This is a genomic window from Candidatus Thiodiazotropha sp. LNASS1 (assembly GCF_964212655.1).
Classification (GTDB): domain Bacteria; phylum Pseudomonadota; class Gammaproteobacteria; order Chromatiales; family Chromatiaceae; genus Thiodiazotropha.
This window is the reverse complement of sequence record NZ_OZ156465.1, coordinates 1,175,133-1,191,740: the sequence shown is the minus strand read 5'-3', so window position 1 is coordinate 1,191,740 and position 16,608 is coordinate 1,175,133. Positions and strand designations below refer to the sequence as shown.

At 53.1% G+C, this 16,608-nt stretch carries 14 protein-coding genes; 3 read left to right on the top strand and 11 right to left on the bottom strand.

Annotated features, from left to right (window positions below):
- Positions 1–34 precede the first annotated feature (34 nt).
- The 9 genes from AB8516_RS05130 to AB8516_RS05090 all read right to left on the bottom strand — a co-directional run bounded on the left by AB8516_RS05130 (position 35) and on the right by AB8516_RS05090 (position 11,730).
- Entirely contained in the window at positions 35–244 is a 210-nt protein-coding gene (locus AB8516_RS05130) for a chemotaxis protein (protein WP_369158707.1), read from the bottom strand.
- Positions 245–247: 3 nt separating this feature from the next.
- Complete coding sequence (locus AB8516_RS05125; protein ID WP_108293686.1) at positions 248–829, bottom strand: electron transport complex protein RnfA; 582 nt, start codon at positions 827–829, stop codon at positions 248–250.
- A gap of 36 nt (positions 830–865) precedes the next feature.
- On the bottom strand, positions 866–1,510 hold the full coding sequence (gene rsxE, locus AB8516_RS05120; protein ID WP_369158705.1) for an electron transport complex subunit RsxE: 645 nt from the start codon (positions 1,508–1,510) through the stop codon (positions 866–868).
- Positions 1,511–1,527: 17 nt separating this feature from the next.
- Entirely contained in the window at positions 1,528–2,247 is a 720-nt protein-coding gene (locus AB8516_RS05115; protein ID WP_369158703.1) for an FMN-binding protein, read from the bottom strand.
- The gene (locus AB8516_RS05110; RefSeq protein ID WP_369158701.1) at positions 2,244–3,290 is read right to left on the bottom strand and encodes an RnfABCDGE type electron transport complex subunit D; all 1,047 of its coding nucleotides are present in this window, start codon (positions 3,288–3,290) and stop codon (positions 2,244–2,246) included. Before AB8516_RS05110 ends, AB8516_RS05115 begins: the two co-directional genes overlap by 4 nt.
- Positions 3,287–4,627 carry an electron transport complex subunit RsxC gene (gene rsxC, locus AB8516_RS05105; RefSeq protein WP_369158699.1) on the bottom strand — a complete coding sequence of 447 codons (1,341 nt, stop codon included), beginning with the start codon at positions 4,625–4,627 and terminating at the stop codon, positions 3,287–3,289. The genes AB8516_RS05110 and rsxC overlap by 4 nt, the downstream gene beginning before the upstream one ends.
- Before the next feature lie 92 nt (positions 4,628–4,719).
- The gene (locus tag AB8516_RS05100; RefSeq protein ID WP_369158697.1) at positions 4,720–9,663 is read right to left on the bottom strand and encodes a 2-oxoacid:acceptor oxidoreductase family protein; all 4,944 of its coding nucleotides are present in this window, start codon (positions 9,661–9,663) and stop codon (positions 4,720–4,722) included.
- Between the two features lie 94 nt (positions 9,664–9,757).
- Positions 9,758–10,636, bottom strand: a complete 879-nt coding sequence (locus AB8516_RS05095; RefSeq protein ID WP_369158695.1) for an RnfABCDGE type electron transport complex subunit B — start codon at positions 10,634–10,636, stop codon at positions 9,758–9,760.
- 425 nt (positions 10,637–11,061) lie between these two features.
- Complete coding sequence (locus tag AB8516_RS05090) at positions 11,062–11,730, bottom strand: transglycosylase SLT domain-containing protein (RefSeq protein ID WP_369158693.1); 669 nt, start codon at positions 11,728–11,730, stop codon at positions 11,062–11,064.
- Between the two features lie 180 nt (positions 11,731–11,910).
- On the opposite strand from AB8516_RS05090, the gene AB8516_RS05085 reads away from it, so the two are divergent.
- Positions 11,911–12,552 (top strand): adenylate kinase, encoded by a 642-nt coding sequence (locus AB8516_RS05085; RefSeq protein WP_369158691.1) that lies wholly within the window; start codon positions 11,911–11,913, stop codon positions 12,550–12,552.
- Between the two features lie 238 nt (positions 12,553–12,790).
- Here the strand turns inward: AB8516_RS05085 and AB8516_RS05080 are convergent, their stop codons facing one another.
- On the bottom strand, positions 12,791–12,994 hold the full coding sequence (locus tag AB8516_RS05080; protein WP_108293668.1) for a 2-hydroxymuconate tautomerase family protein: 204 nt from the start codon (positions 12,992–12,994) through the stop codon (positions 12,791–12,793).
- Between the two features lie 256 nt (positions 12,995–13,250).
- On the opposite strand from AB8516_RS05080, the gene AB8516_RS05075 reads away from it, so the two are divergent.
- Entirely contained in the window at positions 13,251–14,570 is a 1,320-nt protein-coding gene (locus AB8516_RS05075; RefSeq protein WP_369158689.1) for a TIGR03013 family XrtA/PEP-CTERM system glycosyltransferase, read from the top strand.
- Positions 14,567–14,650: a hypothetical protein gene (locus tag AB8516_RS05070; protein ID WP_369163231.1), complete on the top strand. Its 84-nt coding sequence runs from the start codon at positions 14,567–14,569 to the stop codon at positions 14,648–14,650. The genes AB8516_RS05075 and AB8516_RS05070 overlap by 4 nt, the downstream gene beginning before the upstream one ends.
- A gap of 90 nt (positions 14,651–14,740) precedes the next feature.
- Here AB8516_RS05070 and aceK read toward each other — a convergent pair whose 3' ends face one another.
- Positions 14,741–16,504 (bottom strand): bifunctional isocitrate dehydrogenase kinase/phosphatase, encoded by a 1,764-nt coding sequence (gene aceK / locus AB8516_RS05065; protein ID WP_369158687.1) that lies wholly within the window; start codon positions 16,502–16,504, stop codon positions 14,741–14,743.
- Positions 16,505–16,608 lie beyond the last annotated feature (104 nt).

Below are 16,608 nucleotides of genomic sequence, written 5' to 3'. Positions count from 1 at the left end.
CACTTGTCCTCTGCTGTTGGATTGATTGGATGAATCATTCATGTTTGTAACCTCTGAGGTGATCCCCTTGACGTTGGCAGCTGTTGCCGCTACATAAACAGCTCTTTCCGCAGCCCGACCCCTCTTCCCTGGGGGGGCCGAATTCAGGATGCAGCTTGGCGAAACGCCGCGCGATGGATTGTACGATCAACCAACCGAGCAGCAGAATAGGAATGATTGTCATGGCAATGAGATAATCAATCATTGTTCAACCCCCGAGTCCTGCAAACCCCATAAACGAGAGCGACAGCAACCCACCGAGCATCAGACTGACCGCGGCACCCTGGGTAATGCTGGGCATGGTCGAAAGCTCCAGCTTTTCCCGCAGACCGGCCATTAACACGATCGCCAGAATGAAGCCTGTCCCGGCTCCCAAGGCATAGATCAATGATTGCAGGAAGTCATACTCTTTGAATGTCTGAAACAGCGCCAGGCCGAGGATGGCGCAATTGGTCGTGATCAACGGCAGAAAGATACCCAGGGAACGGAACAGGCCCGGAGTGAATTTCTTCAGGGTCATCTCCACCAGCTGTACCGCACTGGCGATTACGGCAATATAGGCGATTAAACGCAGAAATTCGATCTCGAATGTCACCAGGACAATGTTGATCAGATAGGCGCAGACGGAACTGACCAGCATCACGAACATGGTGGCCAATCCCATGGGCAGGGCGGTGTTGAGTTTGCCTGAAACTCCAAGAAACGGGCAAAGACCGAGAAACAGCGCCAGCACGAAGTTGTTGGCCAGTACTGCGTTTAGAAAAATAAAGCTGAGTGATTCAGTGCCCATGGTTCATTTCATTCCGAATTATGAATTTAATGTTAATCACTGCGTTTCCGCCGCTGTTTCCAGCTCTGCCCGCTCTTTCCGTTGATTTAACCACTCAAACAACAGCAGCCAGGCCCCGAGCACAAGAAAACCGCCAGCCGGCAGTACCATCACCACCCAGGGTTCGAAGCGAGGCCCGAACAGATCGATTCCGAACAGGCTGCCGGCGCCGAGGACCTCGCGTACCACGCCCAGACAGAGAAGAGCGAATGTGAAGCCGATGCCCATCCCAAGTCCATTTGTGACAGCCTTTAACGGTCGGTTCCTAGAAGCGTAGGCCTCCGCTCGACCGAGGATCATGCAATTCACCACAATCAGCTGAATAAAGGCACCCAAGGCATTGTAGAGGTCGAGGGATATCGCCTGGATGGTGTAATCGACGATAGTGACAAAGGTGGCGATGATGACGATATAGGTGGCGATCCGGACCTGTTTCGGTATGCTGTGACGCAGCAGCGAGATCAGGGTGCCGGAGGCGAGAAGTACAAAAGTTGTGGCGAGACCCATTGCCAAGGCGTTGATCGCCGAGTTGGTGACCGCCAGAACAGGGCACATACCGAGCAGCATGACGAACACCGGGTTGTCCCGCCACAGGCCTTCAGAGAATGTCTCCCAGGTGATGGTATTGTTGTCTTTAGCCATCTCAATTCGCTTCCGGTTTATTCATCGGTGACCTCAGTCAGATCCACGGTGTTGTCTTCCTGTAGCAGCCTGTCCAGTTGGGGCACAAGATCAGGCAGCAGACGTTTGGCTGACTGATTGAGCGCCTTTCCCACCGCTTTCGATGAAATGGTGGCGCCGGAGATGGCATCGATCTCCCAGGGATTCTGTTTACTGCCATGCTTGACTGTGACGATCTCGTTTGCCAGCGCCTGCCCATCACCGCTTAGCCTGGCATCCAAAGCCTCGAAGTTGGCGACAAAATTGGCATCGGTGATAATCTTATCGCCCAAGCCGGGTGTCTCGGCCAATTTCAGGACTTTCACGCCGCGAATACATTCGCAGGCGGGGTCGTAGCCATACAGGATATGGATCAAATCCGCATAACCCTGTGCTGCGGCCTTTGCCGCAACGCCCTTCAGACCGCCTTCACTGTCATATCCGGCGTAGACCAGAATACCATTGCTGGGTTTGTCTGCGGTTACCGGGTTCAGCTCACCGTCACTGATGACAAAATCCCGGCGTGCAACAGCCCCCGGGATGACAGTGAAAACAGCCGCCTCGATAGCCCGGCGCTGATTTTCTGCGATGATCGGTTTGGTTAGCTGATAGGTGAGAACGACCAGAAACCCGGACAGCATGGCAATACCCATCAGCGTCCGGATCATGGGACCGGCGGGAGTCGATGGCTGCATGACTTCTGCTTCGGGAGTACTCATTTGCTTGCCTTCTGCTCACCGAATACGCGGGGCTGGGTTATCTGATCGATCAGCGGTGTGGCCGCATTTCCCAGGAGAATGGCGTACATGACGCCTTCGGTCAGACCGCCGAAAAGGCGGATAATCACCGTGATTATGCCAATCATCAATCCATAGATAATGACGCCAAGCGGGGTGACTGGCGAACCGACCATATCGCTCGCCATAAACCATGCGCCCAGCATCAATCCACCTGAACAGAGTACGAACAGGGGATCCGGATAGCGGCCGGGATCGATGAGGAAGAAGATGCCGGCAGTGAGTGCTGCACCGAGCATTACCAGCACCGGTATGCGCCAGTCGAGCATTTTTCTTGCAGCCAGGTAGATTCCGCAGGCCAGGATCAAGAGCGCCGAAGTCTCACCGGCCGATCCGGCGGTGGTTCCCAGCAGCATCTCCATGATATCGGTTTGTACGCCTTCGAATTTCTGCAACGCCAGGGGTGTGGCACCGCTGAAGGCGTCAACCTTCACCTCAGCCACCCAATCACCGAGAGCGGGGGGTTGCAGGAATGGAGGGGTCAGTGTGGTCGGAATAAACTGGGAGAAACGTCCTTCGAAGAACGCCGGCGTCCAGGTGGTGATTGCCACCGGAAAGGCTGCCTGGACAAAAGCGCGGCCGATCAGTGCCGGGTTCATGGCATTCATACCGAGACCGCCGAACAGGGCCTTTCCCAAGGCGATGGCGATGAAGCCCGCCACGACACCCATCCAAAGGGGGAAACCGGGGGGAAGGGTCAACGCCAGCAACAGGCCGGTGATGGTTGCGGACCAGTCTCCCAGGCTGTTGGGTTCGTCATTCAGGCGATTGAACAGACGTTCGCTCAACAGACATGTAGCGGTCACCACCACTAGCAGAGCCAGGGCGCTGATGCCGAACTGCCAGATCATGAAGATGCAGATCGGCAGCAGGGCATAGACTACGTTGCGCATTATCCGCACCACATCATCTCCCGCATGGGCATGGGGCGAGGTACGCAGTTCGATGGTGGGCTTTTTACTCATGCGGCCTGCTCTCTGTTGATTGCTTTGGCGATGCGGAAATATTGTACAAGCGGAATGTTTGAGGGGCAGACATAGGAACAACAACCGCACTCGAAACAATCATTGAGATGGTAGTCCAGGGCCATCTCATCATATTTGCGTTTTGCCGCCAACTGTCCAAGCATAGAGGGATTGAGATGCATAGGACAGGCACTGACACAGCGTGCACAACGGATACAGGGCCAGATTCTTTGGCTCTCATCTTCAATCGAAGGCTCGTTCAATACCAACAGACCGGAGGTGCCTTTGGTGATGGGGGTATCCATGGCGGATACTGCGGGACCCATCATCGGACCGCCGAGAATGAACTCGGTGCGTGAACCCTCATAACCCGCCTGTTCCAGAATATGGCGTATCGGTGTCCCCAGAGGCACCATGTAGTTACCCGGTTTGAGGACACCGGGCCCGGCGACGGTGATCACCCGTTCGATAAGTCCCTGCCCCTGTGGCAGTAACATGCCAAGAAATGCCAGGGTGCCTACATTGTTGACAACGACACCGACATCGGCCGGTAATCCACCGGTAGGCACTTCCCGATCAAGCAGCGACTTGATCAGCATCTTCTCAGAACCCTGCGGGTACTTGGTTTCAACCACCTCGACCCGGATAGAACTGCCTTTGGAGAGGCTGGCACGCAACACCTCGGCGGCATCCATTTTGTTGTCTTCAATGCCGATGATGGCCTGGCGGGTGCCGGATGCCCGCATCGCATAGCGTATACCCCGAATCAGCTCTTTCGGGTATTCCAGCATAATACGATGATCACAGGTTAGATAGGGCTCGCATTCACAGCCGTTGATGATAAGGGTATCGACCTGCTTATCCTTTGGGATCGTCAGTTTCATATGCGAAGGAAAGGCTGCCCCGCCGAGCCCCACCATGCCGCTATCCTGGATCGCCCGAATGATCTCCTGCTGATTGAGGTCACTCATATCACGGGGGTGTCCCCACAATACCTCCTGGGTTGAGCCCTGGTAGACATCCAACACTATCCCATTGGACTTCGGACCTTTGGGAGTCGGCAGCAGTTCGATATCCCGTACCCTTCCAGTGGCCGGTGCGTGCAGGGGTACGGAGAAGTTTCCATCGGCTTTGGCGATCGGCTCGCCACGTACCACTTCCTGTCCCTTTTTGACCAGCGGGATCGCTGGTTTTCCAATATGCTGGTCCAGCGGCAGTACCAGTTGCGCGGGGAAAGCAAGACGCCGGATCGGCTTGTCCGCCGTATCCTTGTGATAGGGTGGATGGATGCCGTGGGTAAAGCTTTTCAGCCCAAACAGCAGGTTGAGAAGTCCCATATCATTCAGACTCGGTCAGCAGGCGGATCTAATGATCCGCCTATTTTTAAAGAAGCGTTTTCTGTTTACCATTTTCGCAAATGTCAGCGTGCTTATTGGTATTTTGCTGCGCGCTTGACCAGCTTGTCCAAGTCTTTTTCCGATGGATTCCAGGGTGTGCCGGGATGGATGCATCCGGCAGTACACTTTTCAGCCGCCTTGACTATGTCCTTGAAGTGACCCGCCTTTGGATCGACTATGACAGCCTTTTTGTCGTCGTTATAGGCGAAAATACCTGGGCTTATCTCGACACACTCGTCACAGGCCGTGCATTCCGGCGTTTCGATCCATACCGGTTCGTAATCACCCAGGATTTCACCTGAGCCGGAAGCCGCGGCTGCTGCGCCGTTACCTGGAGTGCCGTTGGCTGATATAGTGCCTGCCAATGCCTCGGCGTTGCCGGTGGCCGCCATTGAGAGCAGGGTGGAACTGAGGCGGTTCGCCATATCGATTTTGGCCTGATCCACCAGGGCATTCACATCGACTTTATCGAGTTCACCGGCGATACCCTTAAGCTGACGCCAAAACTGGCGGCGCTCATCACAGGAGCGGGCAATCTCTTCCGCACAGATGATTCTCATCAGGCGATTCTTGGCGTCGACGCCCCAGATATAGGGGAACTTACCGTCGCGGTCATCATCGTCAAGATCGATAAATTCATGCATCGGCACCATATTGTCATTCCAGGTTTCCGGAGGCGCCATGCGGAACTGCTTGCGGAAGCGTCCCTCGGTAACGGCAAAGTCGGCAAAGGTCATCGGGACCTCCAGCTTGCATGCCTCGCCCTTCTCATCCTGATAATCGATGCTGTACATCGGCCAGTCGTCATCCATTGCCGGATTGCCTTCCAGATCGATGCACTCTTCTATGGTTATACCCGCATCCGGATCGTATTTAATCAACGGATAGGCACGTCCCTCGACGGCCATTTTCGATTGCTGGGCAGCGACATCGTCACCGATTCCATGCTCGGGCGGACATACAGCGTAGATATTGAACAGTGCCGGCCGGCGGCTGTTGAGACCGTCGATATAGCCTTCGATCAAGTGTGTCGTATTGTTGATCGTGCCCTGTAACACATACGTGGTACGGTGGGCTATACCGATCAATGATACCTCTTTGCGGATCTCCTCCTTACCTTTCCATGCCTTGCCGTATGGGCTCATGTCGGCAACCTGGCCGATGTAGCCGGAGGTACAGGCCTGACCGCCGGTATTGGAGTAGACCTGGGTATCCAGTACAAGAACCTTTATCGGCATACCGGAGGCGAGAGCCCTCGAGAGATTCTGGAAACCGATATCGTACATCGCACCATCACCGCCCACTGAGACTACCGGTGGGCAGAGCAGCCACTCCTCATCACTGAAATCATTCCAATTGAACTGTTTGAAATACTCCCCATGTTCGGACGGGTTGTATTTACCTGCCAATTCCAGTTCAGCCTTGCGGATCGCAGCGAATCCGTTTGCCATCTTGCGCATATGCCCCTCGAACAATCCCAGCGCAACCGACGGACTATCTTGGAAAAGGTGGCTGGCCCAGGGGAATGGGTAAGGATTATAGGGGTAGGTCGATCCCCATACGGAGGTACATCCAGTCGCATTGACTATGCCCATTTCGGCGCGGCCGTTTTTGGTGACACCTTCAATGTAATGCCACTTCAACTCGCGCAACTGATCCAACAACTGTGTCGCCCACTGCAGCCATTCGCGGTCGATCACAGTCTTCTCATGGCCGCTGTCGAGATTGTCGCTCAGGTTGGAAAGGGTGAGGTCGCCCTCCTGGTTGCTGGATACGGCTTCGGCAATGGCACTCGAATCGCTTAGATCGACACCCGCTGCGAGTTTCAGGCGCACATGCTGTTCCAATTCCGCGATCAATCTGTCGATCTTCTCCAGGTGCTGTTTTACCCGGGGTTGCATCAAGGCGGTCACGGTACTGGTGAATAGATGGATGATGGTCTTTTCGCCACAACCAAGGCATGCACCGTCACCGCATGACATGGAGTTGTAGTTGGTCTTGTCCATCAGCAGGGTGTGCAGGGCGCCAATCTTTTCGTCCAGGTCGTCGATACGGTTGAACGACGGATGGCTGGTCGGCAGATCGAGCCAGATATTCCAGTCGTCGCGCATGCGCTGGATGGCCGCTTCATCCTGATGGGTGGCGACCAGGGCATCGTCCTCACAGATTTCGACACACTCCATACACCCTTTACAGGTGTAGGGATTGACCGTAATTGAGAAGAGTCCACCGCTGTTTTTGTTCTTCTTCTCCATGGTGTTCCAATAAGGTTTGGTAACGGAGAAGTCGAACTCACCCAGTGCCTGCAGGAACAGTGCGAACTCCTCTTCCAGGCTGGGCCGGGATTCCTCTTCGATCTCGGCCGCCGCGATGGACTCGAGAACAGCCTGATCAAGGCACTGTCTGACATTCACGGCATCACCGCCTTCGTTCAGGAGTTCACGAAGTCGTTTCTCCACGTTGCGGCTTTCACGTCTGAGGTATTGGGTCGGGCGGCCTGTCGTTTCGATGCGGTTGATGGCGGTATTGAAGATATCGCCCAGGGTGTTGACCAGGCCCGGAATTGCGCTATCCGGACAGACCACATAGCAATCGCCGCAGGCGGTGCAGTTTTCTGCAACCCATTTGGGATAGTCGAAACGGATCTGGGTCATGTCACGGAAGACACCGGTGGCGGCGGGGATCAGTGACAGTGCCTGATAGGGATCCGCCAGGTTCTCGTTGCCTTTGCCGGTTGCATAGAAGCTGCCGGTCTGTTCCCAGAAACGATGTACATCGGAGATGCCGCCGTCCGCCTGGGGAAGCTGCTTGAGCATGACCGGCATACCGAGCTCTTTCTTGACCGGCATCTGTGCGGCGGAGCCGACGACCTTGTTGGTGATTTCGTGAATCTCATCGAAACCGCGCCGTACCACACGCAGGTTATCTTCCACCACCCGACGGCCTTTGCTGCCGAATTTATGCTGCAGTTGGTCTTCGATGGCTGCGAACAGCTTCTTTTCATCCAGACCGGCCATCTCCATCAATGGCGAGCCTGCGAAGAAGGCGCCCTGGAAGGCATTACCCTGCATACGCAGCTGCAGATCGGCATCGGTTGCCTCTTCACGGGCGATTTTGAATCCATCCACATAGAAGACATGGATCTCGTTGTCGACGATCTCCTGTTGCATCCAGCGGGGGAAAGATTGCCAGACTTCGTCGGCGCTTCCCAGATTGGACTGGATGATCAAGGTGCCGCCCTTTTTCAACCCGGCGAGGGGGTTGGAGTGGCCGAAGACATTCGGATCGGGACTCAACACCACATCCACATAGTGGTATTCGCAGTTAAGAGGAATCGGTGTCGGTGCCGCAGACAGGTAGTAGGTGGTCGGTTGCCCTTTTTTCTCGGAGCCATATTTCGGATTGGCCTTGATCTCGTAACCCAGCAGATCATACAGGGTCATGACCAGATTCTTACCGGTGGTGATTGCGCCCCAGCCACCGACTGAGTGCATGCGCACAGTAATCGATCCCTCTGGCATCAGATTGGGATTCTCGGAACCGCGAAGGGCCATTTTACCGATGTCCGGATAGGCCTCGAGCAATCGCTCGATATGGATCTCCTGTTTGGGATTGTCCGCATCGCGGACGAAGTCGATGCCCAGATAGAAGAACTTGCGATGCCCGCCATCCGGCAGCATGTTTTCAACCGCGCCGATCAGGGCCTCGGGCTGCAGGTCTCTCGACCCGAGACCATAGGCGCCGGAGTAGAGGTGTGGCGCATCGCTGAAACTGGAATAGCTGTCGTAGCCGGGGTAGGGCAGTTGCTGCTTGCCCGCAGCGGCCTGCCCGTTTTCGATACATTTGGAAATCACCGAACGTACTTCACGCATCAACGGCAGGTCTTCCGCCAGCGGCTGGTCGGTGCGTTCGAGCACACAGACACCCTTTTTGCCCTTCAGCAAAGAACCCAGCAGGTCACCGGGGAACGGGCGGAACATGGTGATGTCGACGACACCCACCTTAAGCTTGCGGGTCTTCTGCAGATAGTCGGCAACCCCATGGGCCTGCACGATCATCGATCCCATGCCGACGATGACATAGTCGGCCTTGTCGGTATTGTAACAGCCGATGCGTTGGTAGCGACGACCGGTGAGCTGGTAATACTCCTCCATCACCTGGTCGGTTATCTGCGGAATATGTTGGAAAAAGTAGGGACGCTGAGCTGCAGTGGTCTGCATATAGGCATCCTGATTCTGCACCGAACCGGAGAGCATCGGATTGTCCACATCCCAAATCATGGGAACCCGGCGTCGGGTTTCACCGTAAAGCAGCTTTTGCGCCGGCGTAGGGCACTCTATTTCGTCATCCGGGCGTCCCAGGAATTCATTGATCAGCTCCCGCTCAGGCACCATCAGGGGTTCAATCAGGTGGGTGGTGAGAAAGCCATCCTGGGCTACCGCCGCCGGGGTCAGTGAGAGTTCGGCAATCTTGCGTCCGATCAGGTTGAGATCAGCCGCACCCTGGGCATTGTTGGCGAATACCTGAAAAAAACCGGTATCGTCGATACAGTGAAAATCGTCATGGCCACAGTGCACATTCAACGAGGCCTTGGTGATGGCGCGACAACCGATGTTCAACACATAAGGCAGACGCTTTCCCACCGCGGCATAGAGGGATTCGTGCATGAATGCAATGCCCTGGGCAGACGAGAAATTGGTTGCGCGCAGGCCGGTCATCGACATACCCGCGGTTACCGCCGCCGCAGCGTGTTCAGACTCAGGTTCAATGAAGATCAATGAGCGGTCGGAGATATTGACATGACCTTTGGCCGTCTCTTCTGCCCAATACTCACCCATCTGGGTGGAGGGTGTGATCGGGTATGCACCCGCCGCGTCCGAAGCCTCCCGCTCACACATGATCACCGCGCCATTGCCGTCCATCGCCATGCGGATGCCGGGATACTTGAAGGTCTTCTCGTCTTTTTTACCAAACATTGAACACATCTCTTGTCTAGTTAAGGATTATTAATCTCAGCTTTTAGCACTTGGTGTGAGTACTCTGTGCCGAAATCGATACAACAGCCTTCGCTCAAAGGGGAAGGGCTTCACTTCTCACGATACGCTTGGCATGGATACCTTTGACGGGTCCTTTGTCATCGTCGAGCCATACAATAGCCCCCGTTGGACACCTTTCTGTGGCCACGGGTGAGGCGAGACCGTTGTTACCGTAATCGACCACTGCCAGGTTGTTTTGAATCGTAATCAGTCCTTCCGGGGAATCCTTCACACAACGTTCACAGGCCGTGCAGGCAACCTCGCATTCGTTCTCCGCGGTATCGCCATGCTCCAGATTTTTACAGGCCACCCAGAGTCTGCGATCCACAGGTTGAATGGAGAAAAGACCCTTAGGGCAGATCTCCACGCAATCCTCGCAGGCCGTGCACTTATCCGCGTCTACCACCGGCAGACCGTGGCTATCCATGATGATGGCGTCTAAGTCACACACATCGGCACAATCCGCCAGGCCGATGCAGCCCCAGGTACAGCTCTTGGGCCCACCGGAAACGACAGATGCCGCGCGACAACTCTCAAGTCCATCGTAGTGGGCGCGCATGCGCGCCACGTGCGACCCGCCTGCACAGGCGAGGCGTGCCACCCGCTTAACCACATCACCACTGTCAACGCCCAGGTAATCCGCTATCTCATCGATCGCTTCGGCACTGCTGACTGTGCATTGAGCGGGAGCGACTTCACCTGAAATCAGGGCCTCCGCAAATGGACGGCACCCGGCATTGCCGCAGGCACCGCAATTCGTGGCGGGCAACATACTCTCGATTTCGTCAATCCGTGGGTCTTCAAAGACCCAGAGTTTTTTATTGGCAAAGGCCAGCATGGAAGAGAGCAACAGACCAAGCACCCCCATGAAGAGGATTGCGGTTGTAACGTTGAGCGCGATGTCAGTATCCATAGCCTTTACTCGAATGTCGTAGAAAGGTAAGCCAAAAGAAACCTTAAATAGTGTAGTGTTGGCTTTAGTATTGGTCCATGGAATGGCTTCAATAGAAAGTATTAGTTTTTTTAAACGTCATCCACCATTTAAAACATCAATATTCACTATTTAAATCCAACTAATTGTCTATTGCTGCTACTTAGTCAACTCTATATCTAAAGGCTTGAATTTCAACCATGTTGGCTTATCCGGGAATGTTTCCACCCCGTCTGGAAACATGGGTTGCTACGAGTAAAAAAACCGATTGCCTTATTTCAGGTATCTGATGTGTGCCAGTAGTTTATATAGCGGCTTAACCTGATAAAAGCTTATTGGTTTTTTTTGATCATGGTTGATTAGGCAGGTAACTGGAGATTGCCTTTGTTACAAGTCTAGGATCTGTATCAGAATGGCCACAGGCTCCATCCCCGCTCCAATCTCTCTCTGCATGTGGCGATTTGGGAGCGGTACCGTTTGGCGTTACTTTCCACTTTGCGGGCCACCTTCAGCAACCAGGGTTTTTTATTGTAACTGGCCCGTTTGTAGCCGCCATGGCCCTCGTGGTAGGCGAGATATTGCCGGTAGGTGTCCCACTTTGAGATACCCAGTTTACGATGTGAGACACTCCCATACCAGCCGATAAAGTCGACTGCATCCTCATAATCGTCCCGATCTGCCCAACTGTTTCCCGTTTCCCGCTGGTACCACTCCCAGGTCGTATCCTGAACTTGGGCATAGCCATAGGCAGACGATTTGCGAAACCACGGAATGAACCAGAACAGCTTCTCTCTAGGGGGTTTTGCATCGTGCTCGAAGCGGGACTCCTGGTGAATAATGGCCAATTGTACATGGATCGGCACACCCCACTTTTCGAAGGCCTCCTCGGATGCCTCATACCAATCGTCTTTTTCCTCGAAGATATCGCAGGCATCGGCCATATTGCGGGGCGGCGAGCTGGAGCAGCCATAAACAGCCATCAGGCAGGGCAGTATCGCGGCCCGCACCAGGGCGAGACCCGAAGACTTGGATTGGTGTGAGACCGGTTCGGAGCGGATTCCACTCAGGTTATGCATATATGGGTCTGTTCCAACAAATTAATCTATGGGTTAATAAATCATCGGGCAGCGACCTGAAGCCCGAAATAAGTATAATAGCGCCGGTTTTGACACTAAGCCGGGGCGATTGATTCAACCCAAGGTTGGTCCCGCACTTGGCATCTCAATAACTCTAAAGGAATAAAACAGGAGCGATCAATGAAACTTATTCTGTTGGGTGCACCCGGTGCAGGTAAAGGGACTGTGGCCAAACAGCTGACTCAGCTGGATGGCTCGGTACAAATCTCCACCGGCGATATTCTGCGAGGAGCCGTTCAGGCAGGCAGCGAGTTGGGCAAGCAGGCAGAGGCCTATATGAAGGCTGGCGATCTGGTGCCTGATGATCTGATCATGGGGATCATGGAGCAACGTCTTCAGGAGCCGGATTGTGAAAAGGGTTTTCTCCTCGACGGGTTTCCCCGCACTATCCCCCAGGCTGAGGCACTCAAGGAGTTGCTGAAGAAAATCGCTGTCGATCTCGATTGTGCGGTGGAGATCGATGTCTCCCGTGAGGTGATCCTCGATCGTCTAACCACCCGCCGTACCTGCGTCGACTGCGGAGCCATCTATAACGTCAAGAGCATGCCCACCAAGGTTGAGGGTGTATGTGACAAATGTGGCGGTAGTGTGGTGCAGCGCGATGACGAGACGGAGGAGGCGATCTCCAATCGACTCGACGTTTACAAAGAGAAGACCGCACCACTTGTCGATTTCTACAAAAACGAAAATATGTTGCTGACCGTCAGCGCCACCTCAAGTGAAGTGGTTGTCAATGCAATCCAGGAGAGACTAAGCGGCTGATCCGATCAATCGCCAGGTTTTCTGTGAAATACAATTAACCCGCTCTTCAGAGCGGGTTTTGTTAATCTGCCTTAAGACAGGTACTAGAGCCGAATGGCGCTTACTTAAGCCAAGAACCACCGTCATCCCGGCGCAGGCCGGGATCCAGAATGCTTAATGGAGATGGTATTCCTGGATTCCGGCCTGCGCCGGAATGACGAAAATTCTGAAATTCGTCATAAGTTAAGTGCTATTCGCACTAGAGCCCTTTTTTGCGACGTTCAGTGACCTGTTCACCGGCTATGCCCCAATTATCCGTATCGACCTCCTCGATGATGACAAAGGTGGTGGCCGGGTTTTTTCCCAGAATGTCCGCCAATAGCCGGGTCGCGCCGGTGATAAGTTGTTGTTTCTGTTCCTTGGTAACCTCTTCCCTTGTGATCTTGATATTGACATATGGCACGTGGATTCCTCCTTCGAAGCACAGGTGATTGCTATAACGTCAATTATATAGTCGTCTCTCAATCGAAGACGGGTTCATCAGATTTCGTATAGTTCAGTCGAATCCAAGAAACACAATCCATCCGGTTATTTTATTTAAAATTTGTTAGAATCCGGACGCTAGTTACGGGTAGGTTGGATAACTATTTATATTGTTAAGGATCTGGATTGGCAGATTTCAGCAAAATACCCGGTAGAAGGACAGATATAGCGCAGTCATGATCAAGCTTTTTGGCATCTACATTTCTAAGGCGGTTGTCCTGCTTGGTGTCATAGAGACCCTTATCTTTTTTTTATCGATGTTAGGTGCGATATATCTGCGCCACAAATACAGTACCAGCCCAATTCCCGTCGACGATGAGATGCTGAAAAACCTGCCGGCCTTCTTCGCTGTGATCATGTTTTCGTCCCTCACGGCATTGGGTCTTTACCAAAAGGGTTCAATGGCCTCCTCATCGGGGTTTTTGCTCAGGCTGATACTTGGATTTCTGGTCGGTGGTTTGGCAATGGCTTCATTGTTCTTTACCCTGCAGCTGTTCCCCATCTCCGAGCGCTCGCTACTCACCCACGGTCTAATCATATCGATACTGGGAATTCTCGTTGCCAGGACCCTGTTTGTCAGGGTCACCTCGGATAAGACGTTGAAGCGTCGTGTTTTGGTACTGGGTGTCGGGATCAATGCGGACAGGATCGAAGAGTCGGTCAAGGCTAAGGATACCGTAGGCATCGTCGTTGTCGGTTATGTCAATCTGGGTGACCGAATCGAATTGATCGATGAGGAGCGGCAAGTTGTAAAGGATCAGACACTGCTCGAGATCTCAAATCGTCTGGCAGTTGATGAAATCGTGGTTGCTGTGGACGACAGACGTAAGAAACTGCCAAACCATGAGCTGCTGGAGTGCAAGATAAAGGGGATTCAGATCCTCGATCTGCTGACCTTTTTTGAGAAGGAACTTTCGATCATCAACATCGATCTGCTCTATCCCAGCTGGATGCTGTACACCGATGGATATCGTCAAAGAGCCTTAAACCGTACCATAAAGAAGTCTTTCGATATGATCGTGGGCATCGTGATTTTCATTGTGTCTGCTCCAGTAATGGTTCTGGTTACGCTTGCCAGCTTGATTGAGTCGGGTGGCAGGGATCCCATCCTGTATAGCCAGGTACGTGTGGGAAAAAACGGTAAGCTGTTCAAGGTTTACAAATTCCGCAGTATGCGTACTGATGCGGAGGCTGATGGGGTCGCAAGGTGGGCAAGTAAAAACGACACCCGGATCACTAAACTGGGTGGTTTCCTCAGAAAGACCCGCCTTGACGAATTACCGCAGATTTTCAATATATTGAATGGGGATATGAGTTTGGTGGGCCCTCGCCCGGAACGGCCGGAGTTTGTACTGCAGCTTTCGAATGACATTCCCTACTATCTGCAGCGCCACTGGGTCAAGCCTGGATTGACAGGATGGGCTCAGTTGCTCTACCCTATGGCGCTTCGGAAGAGGATGCGAAGCGCAAGCTGGAGTATGACCTCTACTACGTGAAGAATGCCAGTACGATGCTCGATTTCATCATTCTGTTACAGACCATTGAAGTGGTGCTGCTCGGCAAAGGTGCGCAATAATATTACAGCTCATTCAGATTGAGGCGCTATCGCCTGCACCCTTGTTGGGGGACAATCAAGACAGCTATCTTCGATGTTTTCTGAACCTCCCTATGCCGTGTTGGCAAGGTCTATCGATTCTCCCGGTACTGTTTCAGGACGTGCAAAGCGCAGTTTTTGGGAATAGGGAAATACATCCGCCTGAATCCCTGCCGCAAGATTCCGTTGAGCCATCTGCCAATATCTGTAATCGAAAAGTTCGGGATGCAGATCCATCAGTAACTTGCGTGTTTTCGCATCTGTGGTTACGAAGGTAATGAACTCTTCCGGAAAGACATCGTTGGGATTGATGCTATACCAGGGCTCATCACGGTAGAGGTCCAGGGAGCTCCTGGGCGGGGGGATCTTGCGGAAGTTGACTTCACTGAGATAACAAATCTCGTCATAATCGTAGAAAACAACCTTACCCTGGCAGTTGACACCAAAGTTCTTGAACAGCAGGTCTCCGGGAAAGATATTCACGCCCATCAGCTGTTTTAAGGCCAGTCCCCAATCATCAAGTATCTCTCTGGTCTGGGTCTCATCCGAGTTATGCAGATAGAGATTGAGAGGCACCATCCGGCGTTCGATATAGAGGTGCCTGATGACCAGCATGTCGCCATCGTATTCCAGTTGAGAGCCCACTGTCTCCTGCAGTTCCTGCAATAATTCGGCTTCTATGCGTTCGATGGGCAGGGCGACATCCATGAAATCCAGCGTATCGGCCATGCGGCCGATACGATCGTGTTTCTTGACCTGTAGGTAACGCTCTTTCACTAGCTTGTGGGTGACCTCTTTTTGGGGAGGGAAACGGTCTCGAATCACCTTGAATACATAGGGAAAAGAGGGAAGTGTAAATACCTGCATGACCAATCCGGGTGTTCCGGCAGCGGTTACAAATAGATCATTACTTTCGGCAAGATGATTCAGCAGGTCTCTGTAGAACTCATTCTTGGCCTGTTTGTGAAAACCGATACTGTTATAGAGTTCAGCCAGGGTCTTGTAGGGCATGATGCTCTGCAGAAACTCGACCGTTGCCGTTGGTACCGGTGTCTTAGCCATGAAGTAGGCCCGGGCAAAGCTAAACACAGCCTCTACATGGCGGCCCCGGATGAGCAGGGTGTCCACATACAGACCACCGTTTTCGTTATTGATCAGCGGCAGGATGAAGGGTCGAACCTGATCGCCGTATACCATGCGTCCTATGATGTAGGCGGCTTTATTTCGATAAAATGGGGATTCCAGCAGATCGAAGCGCAAATCTACCGGGAGCTCATCGAATCCGGCCTGATCGAGCAGGGATTGAGCCACCCGTTCGCAGTCCCGCTTGATATCTTCGTAAGGGAGTGAGAAATAGAAGGCCGAGAGAATATCCCAGATCGTTCCGGTCAGTCCCCCTTCAGCGACATGGAAAGACATATAGACGCGATAACGTACCGATAACTGATCACGATCGACCTGGGATTCTATGAAGATTTTGTCGTTATCGTAATACTTGCGGTCGAACAGACGGCAGAATACTGAATTGTAGAACGTCTCAGCGAGCTCCGGCCGACTATGGGTCTTCAGCATGTCGGCGTAGGTCTGTTTGACCTGCTGCCACAATTTCTCATCCAGATCGCTGATGCCGAAATTTGCGTGTAGTCTCTCAATCGCCTCCTGCACCCGCAAATCGTAGAAACTGATGCGTTTTGCAGAGGCCTCCCTTACCGCATCCCAGTCCGCATACTCGAAGCGATGGCGGGCGGCGCTGCTGATCTCCTGGAAAAAGGAGAAGTGTCGCTCAAACCCTGTAAGTATCGATTGTGCAATCTGACGTGGATGGATTTGCATCATTTTGGTGCGCTTATTCGGTGTATGGCTCTAAAACTTGAGATATTTACTAAGGTTTAGCTGATTTTTTTGCACCGCACTATTTTTTTTATCAAAGCTAACTATTG

What these genes read in the sequence shown, in the direction of transcription:
- AB8516_RS05130 (WP_369158707.1), bottom strand. Translation starts at nt 244, where the DNA reads ATGATTGATTATCTCATTGCCATGACAATCATTCCTATTCTGCTGCTC.
- AB8516_RS05125 (WP_108293686.1), bottom strand. Translation starts at nt 829, where the DNA reads ATGGGCACTGAATCACTCAGCTTTATTTTTCTAAACGCAGTACTGGCC.
- rsxE (WP_369158705.1), bottom strand. Translation starts at nt 1,510, where the DNA reads ATGGCTAAAGACAACAATACCATCACCTGGGAGACATTCTCTGAAGGC.
- AB8516_RS05115 (WP_369158703.1), bottom strand. Translation starts at nt 2,247, where the DNA reads ATGAGTACTCCCGAAGCAGAAGTCATGCAGCCATCGACTCCCGCCGGT.
- AB8516_RS05110 (WP_369158701.1), bottom strand. Translation starts at nt 3,290, where the DNA reads ATGAGTAAAAAGCCCACCATCGAACTGCGTACCTCGCCCCATGCCCAT.
- rsxC (WP_369158699.1), bottom strand. Translation starts at nt 4,627, where the DNA reads ATGGGACTTCTCAACCTGCTGTTTGGGCTGAAAAGCTTTACCCACGGC.
- AB8516_RS05100 (WP_369158697.1), bottom strand. Translation starts at nt 9,663, where the DNA reads ATGTTTGGTAAAAAAGACGAGAAGACCTTCAAGTATCCCGGCATCCGC.
- AB8516_RS05095 (WP_369158695.1), bottom strand. Translation starts at nt 10,636, where the DNA reads ATGGATACTGACATCGCGCTCAACGTTACAACCGCAATCCTCTTCATG.
- AB8516_RS05090 (WP_369158693.1), bottom strand. Translation starts at nt 11,730, where the DNA reads ATGCATAACCTGAGTGGAATCCGCTCCGAACCGGTCTCACACCAATCC.
- AB8516_RS05085 (WP_369158691.1), top strand. Translation starts at nt 11,911, where the DNA reads ATGAAACTTATTCTGTTGGGTGCACCCGGTGCAGGTAAAGGGACTGTG.
- AB8516_RS05075 (WP_369158689.1), top strand. Translation starts at nt 13,251, where the DNA reads ATGATCAAGCTTTTTGGCATCTACATTTCTAAGGCGGTTGTCCTGCTT.
- aceK (WP_369158687.1), bottom strand. Translation starts at nt 16,504, where the DNA reads ATGATGCAAATCCATCCACGTCAGATTGCACAATCGATACTTACAGGG.